This is a genomic window from Bilifractor sp. LCP21S3_F8 (assembly GCF_052117805.1).
Taxonomy (GTDB): domain Bacteria; phylum Bacillota; class Clostridia; order Lachnospirales; family Lachnospiraceae; genus Bilifractor.
On sequence record NZ_JBQKIK010000034.1, the window covers coordinates 17930 to 29076 of the forward strand.

The window sequence follows — 11147 nt, forward strand, 5'->3', positions numbered from 1 at the left end:
AGGCGCTAATTTTTAATCGTGCAATATCGTACCGGTTATTACACTGTTGAAAGGGGTACGATTTCAAAGTCTCATCAGAGCTCCGTCCGGCCCTCCAGAGCTCTCAGAAGCGTAACCTCATCGATATATTCCAGGTCGCCCCCGACCGGAACACCGCTTGCGATCCTCGTCGTCCGTATTCCCGTCGGCTTGATCAGCTTGCTGATATACATTGCGGTCGTCTCTCCCTCCAGCGAGGAATTGGTCGCAATGATGACCTCATCGACGTCCCCCTGGAGCCGCTGCATCAGTTCCTTCAGCCGTATGTCCTCCGGACCGATCCCGAGCATCGGAGAAATTGCTCCCTGAAGCACATGGTAAACGCCGGTGTATTTCTGCGTTTTCTCATACGCCGCGAGGTCTCTGGTATTTTCGACCACCATAATCTGCCGGTGGTTGCGGTTCGGATCCGCGCAGATCGGGCAGAGCTCCTGATCGGTCAGATTGCCGCAGATCCTGCAGTAATGTACCTTCTCCTTCGCATTGATGATCGAGCCCGACAGCTCCTTCACCTGGTCCTCCGGCATATTGATGATGTAAAACGCGAGCCTCTGCGCGGACTTCGGCCCGATGCCCGGCAGCCTTCCCAGCTGTTCAATCAGCTTTGAAATATTTTCGCTGTAATACGCCATTAAAAGCCAAGCCCTCCGAGGCCGCCCATGCCTCCGGTGATGCTTCCCATCTGCTCAGCCTGCGCAGTCTCTACCTGACGCAGGGCCTCGTTCGTCGCAGCGACGATCAGATCTTCCAGCATCTCCACGTCCTCGGGATCAACCGCCTCCGGGTCAATCTCAACCTTTGTTACCTCTCTTTTTCCGGTAACCGTTACCTTGACCGCTCCGCCTCCCGCAGCAGACGTAAACTCTCTGGTCTCCATCTCCTTTGCCTGTTCCTCAAGCTTACGCTGCATCCGCTGTGCCTGCTTCATCAGATTATTCATGTTTCCGGGCATTCCGCCCTGAAATCCGCCTCTTTTACTCATAGGAGCCTCCTTCATAATCGTACGGTTCCTCACCGTCGTCATCGTCTTCCTCTTCGATCGGGATACCCTGGATCTCTGCCTCCAGCATCTCCTCAACCGGGATATCCGTCAGTTTCTTTTCACCGCCTTCATCCGGCGCGACGGCCTCAATTTCAACCTCCCTGCCGGTCAGCTCACGAATGACCGCCTTCAGCTCTTCCCTGCGGGACTCGTCATTTACCTGCGTGCGGCTGATATCATCTTCCATGGACAAATACAGCACGTTGCTGCCGCTGGCACTGTCATATTTGGGAACCGCCTTTTCCAGGTAGGCATGCAGAGGTTCCCGGGTCATTCCCGCGATTTTTTTCCATTCCGCCCGGATCCTTTTCAGATCTTCCGGCGCGGCCTTGACAGCGGCAGGTTTTTCCGGATGTTCCGGGTTTGTCCCTCTCCCAGGCATATTTGCCGCTTCCCCGGCGGAACCGGCGGGAGCTGCCTGTACAAATGTCCCGCTTTCCATTTTCTTCTCCAGCTGACGAATCCGGTCCAGCACACCGGACAGATCCGTATCCATCTGCGGCCTGCAGAGCCGGATCAGAGCAGTTTCCGTCAGGATCTGCTTCTGTGCGGCAAAACGAAGCTGATTGCTCAGGTCTGACAATATACGAATGTACCGCATCAGACCGTTGCTGTCAATCATTGTGCTTTCCTCTTTCAGCTGCCTGAGATTCTCCGCTGAAACATCAAGAACATCCTCCAGATCATCGGAATTCTGCACCAGCATCAGGTTTCGCAGATACCATGTGAAGTCTGTCACCAGCTGCCCCATCTCCTTGCCGTTGCGGACCATCTCATTGAGAATCCGGATGGCTCCCGAGGCGTCCCCGTCAATAACCCTTCGCAGAAGCCTGCTGAATACCTCTGTGTCGACCGTCCCCAGCACATCGAGAACTTTTTCGTAGGTAAGCTTTTCCCCGAGATAAAAAGCGATGCACTGATCCAGCAGACTCAGGGCGTCCCGCATAGAGCCGTCGGCAGCTTTCGCCACATAGCGGATGGCTTTTTCCTCCGCCTCTACACCCTCCTTTTGCAGAAGCTCCTGCAGTCTGGACGCAATCGTGTCGATCGTAATCCGGTGGAAATTATACCTCTGACACCTGGAAAGAATGGTAACCGGGATCTTGTTGACCTCTGTCGTAGCAAGAATAAAAATCACATATTCCGGCGGCTCCTCCAGCGTCTTCAGCAGAGCGTTAAAGGCACCGGTGGAAAGCATGTGCACCTCGTCTATGATATAAACCTTGTATCTGCCCCTTGTTGGCCGGTACTGAACCTCCTCACGGATTTCCCGGATGTTATCCACGCCGTTATTGGAGGCCGCATCGATCTCAATCACATTGCCCGAGGTTCCGTTCAGAATCTCTCTGCAGGTTTCGCACGCATTGCACGGACTTCCGTCCTCCCGCGGGGATTCGCAGTTTACCGCCCTCGCGAGAATTTTTGCGACGGTTGTCTTACCGGTACCACGGGTTCCGCAGAACAGGTAGGCATGACCAATTCTCCCTGCCTTCAGCTGGTTCTTTAATGTCGTGACGATATGATCCTGACCCTTTACCTCATCGAAGGTAGTCGGCCGGAACTTTCGATACAGAGCAGTATAGCTCATTCAAATACTCCTTAAATACCTGTTGCACACTTCGGTCGAAACGATAAATTGCTCCCGTCGGAGCGGCATCTCTGCCGGCCCGCCAGCGGGAGCATTTTCCTTTTCTATTCTCTGTGATAGTCGGACATCCGTCTCCGAAAAAGATTCCGATTCGCTTCGCGCCGCTGATTTCCGGATTGCCGCGCATCAGTCTCCGAAGGAGATTCCGATCCGCTTCGCGTCGCTGATTTCCTGGCATGCCGGATCAACCGTCTTAAGCTTGCCTGCGACATCTTCAAGCGGTATCTTCTTGATCTTACCGTTGACAAGCGCAACCATATAACCGTACTGTCTTTCAAGGATCAGCTTGGCTGCCTCGGATCCGATTCTTGTGGAAAGAATTCGGTCGTACGCGCAGGGGCTTCCTCCTCTCTGCATATGGCCGGGAACCGTCACCCGGATTTCCATGCCGGTCTCCTTGAAGATATCATCAGCGATCTTATAAGAAATCGACGGGAACTGTTTCGCGATCTCCGCCATTTTCTTCTTGGCTTCCTTCTTTGGAAGAGCGGCGATCTCTTTTGGAATTGCTCCTTCGGCAACCGCAAGAATGGTAAATCCGCTTCCGCGCATCTTCCGCTTGTTGATTGCATCGATGATCTTGCTGATGTCATAAGGGATTTCCGGGATCAGAATCACATCCGCGCCGCTGGCAATTCCTGCGTAAAGAGTCAGCCAACCTACCTTATGCCCCATCACTTCTACAATGAAAACCCTGTTGTGAGAGGATGCCGTCGTATGAATGCAGTCAATCGCGTTTGTCGCGATGTCCACCGCACTGTAAAAGCCGAAGGTCATATCCGTTCCGTAGATGTCGTTATCAATCGTCTTCGGAAGATGAATGATGTTCAAGCCTTCTTCACGGAGAAGATTTGCTGTCTTCTGGGTTCCATTTCCTCCGAGAATCACCAGGCAGTCGAGGCGGAGCTTATAATAGTTCTGCTTCATGGCTTCCACCTTGTCGAGGCCATTCTCATCCGGCTCTCTCATCAGTTTAAATGGCTGACGGGATGTGCCGAGAATTGTACCGCCTCGGGTAAGGATACCAGAAAAATCGTGATCCGTCAGCATCCGGTAATCGCCGTAGATGAGACCCTTGTATCCATTCATAAAACCATAGACTTCAAGCTCATCCAGATTATTCGCAAGGCCCTTAACTACGCCCCGCATAGTAGCATTCAGAGCCTGACAGTCGCCTCCGCTTGTCAACATACCAATTCTCATCATACTTTTGTCCTTTCCTGAGTGCAATCGACTCGCGTCATGCCTCACCATTTTGCTTCCCTTATTATAAAATAAATCCCTTTCTCACACAAGAATAGTTTCTGTTTGTCCGCAACCGGCAAAGCTGCGTGTTGGACTGCAACTGGCAAAGCCCCGTTGACTTTTGAACGCAAAGACGTTATACTTCACCTTATCCGCGCAACCGGGGAAGCAGCGGCTCCCTGTACCTGCAATCCGCTATAGCAGGGGTGATGCTGAACAGAGGCCTTAGTCCTTTCGTGGCTGCCTTCTGTAAGTGACGATGACGTCCGGGTCTTACGCAACGGAAATCTGTGAACCGTGTCAGGGCAGGAATGCAGCAGCACTAAGCAGAACCTTTCGTGTGACGTAGGGTCGCCTGGGCCGAGTTAACTGCAGAAGTAACGCATGTGGGGGACGGATCGACGGGATGCGCGCGGTATTTTTATTTTTCCGGCATCTGATTCCGGTCGCCAAATTTTCTCCCTCTTTAGATCTGCTTTTTGTCCCGCAGCTGATATCTGTCGCGTATGTAGTCCCGAACGTCCAGCAGAGATGACATTTTCTGAAGATACATGCCGTCGACCGCAGCAGTATTTTTCTGCAGGTCCGGTACCATGATCACCGGTGTTCCCGCTGCAAAACCGGCCTTCACCCCATTGACAGAATCCTCCAGAACCAGTGTTTCCTCCGGTTTCATTCCGAGCTTCTGACATGAAAGCTGGTAAATGAATGGATCCGGCTTCGCGGCTCTGACCATGTCACCGCAGATCACGGAACAAAAAACGTTCGGTGTCCGGGTGACCGCCAGGTTCAGGTACGTATGCCCGCTGCTGGATCCGGTGGCAAGCACCATCGGAATTTTTTCATTCGAGAGGAATTGAAGCAATTCAAAGAGACCTCTCTGAACCGGAATTCCCTCGGTCAGCTTTTTTCGTGTCACAATGGCCTTGTATTTTTTCTCAAACTTCTCATACGGAAAATCCATGCCGAATTTTCCATGAAAATACTCGACCCGCAGTGCCCGGTTCATGCCCATTGTGTGAAAAATCTCATCTCCGAGCGGCTGTCCGGCGAATTCCGGTCCGACAATGTCCCACGCTTCCCGGATCATCTGCTCCGTCCGATACATAAGACCATCCATGTCAAAAATAACGGCATGCGGCCACGGCCTTCTCTGTATGATTTTTGATTCGATCTCCCTCCAGCTCAACGGATTCTCATCCTCCCCGCCCTGAAAACTACATGCCCTGACGATTGTCAAAGATCTCCAGTGTCCTGCAGATCTCGTTCTCGTAATCTCCGGTCACTTCCTCCATATGCCCCGCGTGCATAAGGTTGGTCTCCGCCCCGCAGCTGCCGTCATCATTCCGGAATTCCCAGATATGATAGGACAAACCCCGATCGATGAAATCAATACTGCCTACACCATCATCCTCCGCATAGGTAAACGGATATTCCTTTTCCTTTAAAAGCTTCTGAATCTTCTCCAGTCTCATGACAATCTGTTATTCTCCCGTCGCGCTGTCATTTACGTATCATCTGTATTTCCGGTCACACTGCCGTTTCATGCTGAAATGCCATCTGTTTTCCAGTCACACTACCGTATCATGCTGAAATACCATCTGTTTCTTCAGCTCTCTCGCACTGTCCTCCCCGTTCAGGATACGCACGAGCTCAAAAGCAAAATCAAAGGCAGCCCCGGGACCGTGACCGGTGGTGACATTATCGTCCGTAACAACCGGCACATCCTGATATTCTGCTCCGGTCAGAGTGTCTTCCATCCCGGGATATACCGTAGCCTTTCTGCTTTCCAGAAATCCCATCTTTCCGAAGATCGACGGTGCTGCGCAGATCGCCGCGATATGACTGCCGGAGATATACGCGCTGTTCAGTATTTGCGCAAGTTCATGGTTTTCCGCAAGGTTCTTTGTACCTTCGCCTCCGCCGGGGAGAACGTACAGATCACCATCCTCGCACTTTACCTCCTGAATCAGACGGTCCGCCTCAAGATAGATTTTGTGAGAACCTCTGATCCATTTTCTGCCCATGACAGAGACCGTAATCACTTCATTTCCTGCTCTTCTGAGAACATCAACCGGTGTCATGGCCTCGACCTCCTCGAGACCGTCCGCAAGAAATACATATACCTTAGCCATAGTCTTATCCTTTCTGAGTCATTCTTTCTGAGTTATTATTTCTGAATTATTCTTTATTATTCTTTCTAAATCTTTCCCGTATTCTGACGCCCGTACGCGGAGCACGTTCGCTCGTCGATCTGCGTCCTCCCACACACAATCCCGGAGCACATTTGTTTATTGATATCATGTCCTGCCGCACTGTATCCCGGAAACCACAATAATTTTTTATGGTGCGAACCGGACATTGTGCACTCCTGCGTGCGAGACTTCAGATTGGGTCATAATTTTCCTGCCTTGTCAATGCAGGCCAGCGTAGCTTCTATTACCGCACTTCGAAATCCCTTCTCTTCCAGCACACGAACCGCCTCGATCGTCGTCCCACCCGGAGAGCACACCATATCCTTAAGCTCACCCGGATGCTTTCCGGTTTCAAGAACCATCTTCGCACTTCCAAGCAGCGTCTGCGCCGCGAACTCATATGCCTGCTTCCTCGGCATTCCATCGTGTACAGCAGCATCCGCCAGTGCTTCTATAAAGAGGAACGCATAGGCCGGAGAACTTCCGCTCACCCCTGTAACGACATCCATCATATTTTCCTTCACAATCTCACAGCGCCCGAAGCTTTCGAAAATCTCCCGCACAACCTTGAGATCCTCATCGGTCACAGAACCATCGGGACAGAGCGCTGTCATGCCCTCGCCTACGAGAGCAGGCGTGTTCGGCATGGTTCTCACAATTTTGATCGGTCTTCCGAAAGTCTCCCTCAGCCATTGCAGCGTCTTGCCCGGCGCAAGCGTTACCACAATTGTATCTTCACGCACATGATCCGCAATCTCACGGACCACCTCCTCCATGTATACAGGCTTCACCGCAAGAACAAGGACGTCTGAAAATTCCGCGACCTCGATATTGTTCTGCGTCGTGGCAATGGAAAACTGTTTTTCCGCTTTTTCTACCGTTTCTCTGCTCTTTGCCGATGCCATGATATTCCCGGCATTTACAAGCTTCTTCTTCAGAATTCCTCCGATCATCGCGCCTGCCATATTTCCGCAGCCGATAAATCCGATTTTAATATCCATCCTGATACCTCTTTTCTGTCGCAATTCCGACTTTCTTGTATCCGACCGTTTCAATAGTGATTCAGCAGAATCTCTGCTGCCCGAACCGGTGTTTCTTCATCTCAGACGCCCTCTCCGTCAAATGAAGGAATGAAGCTCTCCTCCGCAGTACCGCCCTCCTGAATAAACGCATTCTCAACGCCAAGCTCCAGCGCATAATCAATAAGCGCGTCGTATTCTCTCCGTGTTACCTTCCTGCTGATCTCCGGATACCTGTTCCGAATCCTCTCAAAAGGCGTGTACTGATTCATCAGGCTGAGCCATACCCTGTCTCCATAGTTTGTCCAGACATATTCTACCACCTTCTTTGAGTTTCGGACATGTCCGGGAAGCAGAAGATTTCTTACGATGATCCCCCTTTTCATCAGACCATCCTCGGAAAAAACAGATTCCGGACACTGTCTGTACATCTCCGCCAGTGATCGGGCCGCCCATTCCGGATAATCTTCCGCTCCGGAATACTTCTTTGCCAGATCGGCCTCCATATATTTAAAATCTGTCAGATAGATGTCGATGATACCATCCAGAAGCCGCAAAGTCTCGGGATCTTCATATCCTCCGCAGTTGCACACAAACGGAATCTTAAGTCCCATTTTCCGTGCCCTATCTGCCGCAAGGACAATCTGCGGCACATACTGCGTCGGTGTCACCAGGTTGATATTATTGGCCTTCTTGTCCTGGAGCTCCAGAAAGATTTCGGCCAGCCTGTCGACCGTGATTTTCTTCCCTGTCCTCGCGTGCGCAATCTCATAATTCTGACAATAGACACACTTCAAAGAGCATCCGGAGAAAAAAACTGTCCCCGATCCATTTGCGGTTCCGTTCTCCCTGCTCCCGGAGATACAGGGCTCCTCCCAAAAATGCAGTGCGGCTCTTGTCACATACAAATCGGCGGACACACCGCAGACTCCAGTCTTTCCGTTCTCCCGATCCGCTCCGCATCGTCTCGGACAGATCCGGCACGACTTCATGTATTGTGAAAGAAACGCCGATTCCTCATTGATTTTTTTCTGATCATGCATATGTAAATACACTTATATCCCTAACACTCAAATAAACTGATGTCTCTATTTTAAAGATAAAACACGCTGCGCGAGTTTTATCTCGCTATCGCGACGCTCGCCGCACACGAATACTACGCATTCAGCTGCGGCTCACTGTTCGCGTAAATGAAATCCTGCAGGTTTTTATGTAATCCTGCAGGCATCGAATTTTTTTAAGACACCTTTACTCCAGAGAATCCGGCCCGAAGCTTTCCGGAAGTAATTCGCCAAGTGAAAAACAACGCATTCCCTTTTCCGTATCCTCGAGTATGATCTTAAACTCCGGCCTGCAGAACTCTCTCATTACCTGGCGACAGATACCGCATGGCGGACAGTAATGAAAGGATTCCGCGGAGTCTTCTCCTCCTGTGATTGCAATCGCAACAAACTCCATCTCTCCTTCGGATATTGCCCTCGCAAAAGCAGCCCGTTCCGCACAGATCCCTGCCCCAAAGGAAGCATTTTCAATATTGCAGCCACGATATATACGTCCGCTTTTCCCTAGAAGCGCCGCTCCTACCCGGAACTTTGAGTATGGAGCATACGCGTTTCCCCGGGCAAGATAAGCTTCCCTGATCAGATTCTGTTCACCTGTCATTTCTTCTCCTCCGTCTGCGGTTAGTGTAACAATATTCTACACAGTATAGGATCCGATATGGACATTTCCAACGAGATAAAACACGCTGTGCGAGTTTTATCTCGTTATCGCGACGCTCGCCGCACACGAATACTTCGCATTCGGCTGCGGCTCACTGTTCGCGTAAATCAGAATCCCTGCTTCCTTGCTACTGCGTACTCATCTCCATTTCGATAGTAAGGGCATTCCGCATGTTCATCCTGCAACAGTCTTGAGAAATCATCCTCGTCCATATTGATATCGCACAGGTACTCCCCAAAGTCTTCATCATAGATAAGATACGCACACGTATCACAGCTTCCCTTCCATCCCATTCTTCTGCTCCTCTGATCAGATCATTGTGAAACTGCCCGGCTATATGGAGACCGGGCATAAAACGAGATAAAACACGCTGCGCGAGTTTTATCTCGCTATCGCGACGCTCGCCGCACACGAATACTTCGCATTCGGCTGCGGCTCACTGTTCGCGTAAATCAAAGACCGGCTCCATTTGTCCGAATCACATCGCTGTACCAATATGCCGAATCCTTCTTTATCCGCTCCTGCGTATTATAATTCACATAAACAAGTCCAAACCGTTCTGAGTAACCTTGGGCCCATTCAAAATTATCCATCAGTGACCACAGAAAATATCCCCGCAGATCGATCTCATCCGCCGCTCGTTTCAATTCATGCAGATAACGCGTCAGAAAATCTATACGGTTCGGATCATGCACTCTGCCGTCGACTGAAACCACGTCATGACACGACATGCCATTTTCGGTGATGTATATGGGTTTCTGGTATCTCTCATAAAGGAACTTCGGTCCCCAGTACAGACATTCCGGTGTGACCGGCCAGTTTGACGCTGTTCTTGGATACCCGGGGATTCTTTCCACCTCCTCCGGCTTTCCATCGGCTCCCCTACGAAAAGCCCTGCCGTTATAGATATTCTGTCCATAGACGTCGATCGGCTCGGAAATCAGCCTCAAATCTGCGTCTGTAATCCGTGGCAAATATTTCTCATATCTTATGAGACCTTCTTCCGGATAGTGTCCCAGCAGAACAGGGTCTGACCACCATGTCACGTTCCAGGTCCAGTTGGAATCATCATCCTGCAGGGAAAAATATTTTTCTCTTGCTGCCTCAATATCTTCAGTTTTTTCACTCGCCGGATAAATGACTCCGCTTGTCGGCGCATATCCGATAATCAGCGGCTGTTTTGCGTACTGTCGCAGCGCCTGAACCGCGCGTCCATGAGCACGAAGCGCATTATGAGCCATCTCAAAGGTATCGCGCAGCGGACATTTCAGTCCCGGCGCGTGAACTCCATTCAGGTATCCCAGTCCCACAAAGCACTGAGGCTCGTTCAAGGTGAAGAAATGTGTCACTCTGTCGCTGAACCTTTCCGCGATCAGCCGCGCGTAATTTCCAAACCATTCCGCGATGTCCCGGTTCAGCCAGCCGCCCTTTTTATACAGCTCATAGGGCAGTTCCCAATGGAATAAAGTAACATATGGTTCAATGCCATTTCTCAGGAGTTCATCAATCAGATCGCTGTAAAACCGGATGCCCTCCTCATTTACCCGCCCGGTTCCCTCGGGCAGCACACGGGACCAGTCGATCGAAAAACGATATGCCTTCAACCCGATCTCTTTCATGATCTTCACATCCTCGCGAAAGCGATGATAATGATCACAGGCCGTGTCACCCGTGTGGCCATCGAATATTCTTCCCGGTTCCTTCGTAAATACATCCCATACATTCATTCCTTTTCCAGTACCACCGGCGGCGCCTTCAATCTGATACGCACTGGTCGCAGCTCCCCAAACAAAATCCCTCGAAAATCCCATATCTGACTCCTAATATCTGAAATATCATTGATCCATATCCGACATGCATAAGTTCCTGCATCACTTCGCTGGTCTGCAGTTTATACTGTGTACGGCGTAAGCACAATATACCGCATGGATATTCACCCGGCCATAAACTTTATGCCTTCTGATACAAAATTATACATGATTCTGTGCGAAATGTACAAGTATCCACAGCTTATACCATATGTGTGCTCCCGCTTGTGAGGCATGACGATTTACCTTCCCTGTCCGAAACACATACCCCCACATACGGCAAAAAAGCCCGTAAATATTACATTTACGGGCTCTACCAAGCTCCCCCTGGTGGACTCGAACCGCCGACATCATGATTAACAGTCATGCGCTCTACCGACTGAGCTAAGGAGGAATATTTCATTTCCTTAAATTATGAGAAGGTACATA

General features: G+C 50.6%; 12 protein-coding genes, 1 tRNA gene and 1 other RNA gene. 1 reads left to right on the plus strand and 13 read right to left on the minus strand.

Annotated elements, in window-relative coordinates:
• Nucleotides 1-74: 74 nt before the first annotated feature.
• The 4 genes from recR to ACTQ3A_RS12515 all read right to left on the minus strand — a co-directional run bounded on the left by recR (nucleotide 75) and on the right by ACTQ3A_RS12515 (nucleotide 3935).
• Nucleotides 75-671 carry a recombination mediator RecR gene (recR, locus tag ACTQ3A_RS12500; RefSeq protein ID WP_441101375.1) on the minus strand — a complete coding sequence of 199 codons (597 nt, stop codon included), beginning with the start codon at nucleotides 669-671 and terminating at the stop codon, nucleotides 75-77.
• Nucleotides 671-1021 (minus strand): YbaB/EbfC family nucleoid-associated protein, encoded by a 351-nt coding sequence (locus tag ACTQ3A_RS12505; protein WP_441101374.1) that lies wholly within the window; start codon nucleotides 1019-1021, stop codon nucleotides 671-673. The genes recR and ACTQ3A_RS12505 overlap by 1 nt, the downstream gene beginning before the upstream one ends.
• Nucleotides 1014-2669, minus strand: coding sequence for a DNA polymerase III subunit gamma/tau (gene dnaX / locus ACTQ3A_RS12510; protein WP_441495033.1), 1656 nt, complete (start codon nucleotides 2667-2669; stop codon nucleotides 1014-1016). The genes ACTQ3A_RS12505 and dnaX overlap by 8 nt, the downstream gene beginning before the upstream one ends.
• Before the next feature lie 186 nt (nucleotides 2670-2855).
• Complete coding sequence (locus ACTQ3A_RS12515) at nucleotides 2856-3935, minus strand: 6-phosphofructokinase (RefSeq protein WP_441485841.1); 1080 nt, start codon at nucleotides 3933-3935, stop codon at nucleotides 2856-2858.
• A 191-nt stretch (nucleotides 3936-4126) separates the two neighbouring features.
• On the opposite strand from ACTQ3A_RS12515, the gene ffs reads away from it, so the two are divergent.
• An RNA gene (gene ffs / locus ACTQ3A_RS12520) (signal recognition particle sRNA large type) lies at nucleotides 4127-4390 on the plus strand.
• A gap of 50 nt (nucleotides 4391-4440) precedes the next feature.
• Here ffs and ACTQ3A_RS12525 read toward each other — a convergent pair.
• The 9 genes from ACTQ3A_RS12525 to ACTQ3A_RS12565 all read right to left on the minus strand — a co-directional run bounded on the left by ACTQ3A_RS12525 (nucleotide 4441) and on the right by ACTQ3A_RS12565 (nucleotide 11112).
• Nucleotides 4441-5163 carry an HAD family hydrolase gene (locus ACTQ3A_RS12525; protein WP_441495032.1) on the minus strand — a complete coding sequence of 241 codons (723 nt, stop codon included), beginning with the start codon at nucleotides 5161-5163 and terminating at the stop codon, nucleotides 4441-4443.
• 28 nt (nucleotides 5164-5191) lie between these two features.
• Nucleotides 5192-5449, minus strand: coding sequence for a kinase (locus tag ACTQ3A_RS12530; RefSeq protein ID WP_441495031.1), 258 nt, complete (start codon nucleotides 5447-5449; stop codon nucleotides 5192-5194).
• Between the two features lie 96 nt (nucleotides 5450-5545).
• Nucleotides 5546-6109, minus strand: a complete 564-nt coding sequence (locus ACTQ3A_RS12535) for a DJ-1 family glyoxalase III (protein ID WP_441495030.1) — start codon at nucleotides 6107-6109, stop codon at nucleotides 5546-5548.
• Between the two features lie 260 nt (nucleotides 6110-6369).
• Nucleotides 6370-7170: a pyrroline-5-carboxylate reductase gene (gene proC, locus ACTQ3A_RS12540; RefSeq protein WP_441495029.1), complete on the minus strand. Its 801-nt coding sequence runs from the start codon at nucleotides 7168-7170 to the stop codon at nucleotides 6370-6372.
• A gap of 101 nt (nucleotides 7171-7271) precedes the next feature.
• Nucleotides 7272-8231 (minus strand): radical SAM protein, encoded by a 960-nt coding sequence (locus tag ACTQ3A_RS12545; protein WP_441495028.1) that lies wholly within the window; start codon nucleotides 8229-8231, stop codon nucleotides 7272-7274.
• A gap of 205 nt (nucleotides 8232-8436) precedes the next feature.
• Nucleotides 8437-8850 carry a cytidine deaminase gene (locus ACTQ3A_RS12550; RefSeq protein ID WP_441485846.1) on the minus strand — a complete coding sequence of 138 codons (414 nt, stop codon included), beginning with the start codon at nucleotides 8848-8850 and terminating at the stop codon, nucleotides 8437-8439.
• Nucleotides 8851-9017: 167 nt separating this feature from the next.
• Complete coding sequence (locus ACTQ3A_RS12555; RefSeq protein ID WP_441495027.1) at nucleotides 9018-9203, minus strand: DUF6472 family protein; 186 nt, start codon at nucleotides 9201-9203, stop codon at nucleotides 9018-9020.
• Nucleotides 9204-9362: 159 nt separating this feature from the next.
• On the minus strand, nucleotides 9363-10721 hold the full coding sequence (locus tag ACTQ3A_RS12560; RefSeq protein ID WP_441101364.1) for a GH1 family beta-glucosidase: 1359 nt from the start codon (nucleotides 10719-10721) through the stop codon (nucleotides 9363-9365).
• A 318-nt stretch (nucleotides 10722-11039) separates the two neighbouring features.
• A tRNA-Asn gene (locus ACTQ3A_RS12565) sits at nucleotides 11040-11112 on the minus strand.
• Between the last annotated feature and the right edge of the window lie 35 nt (nucleotides 11113-11147).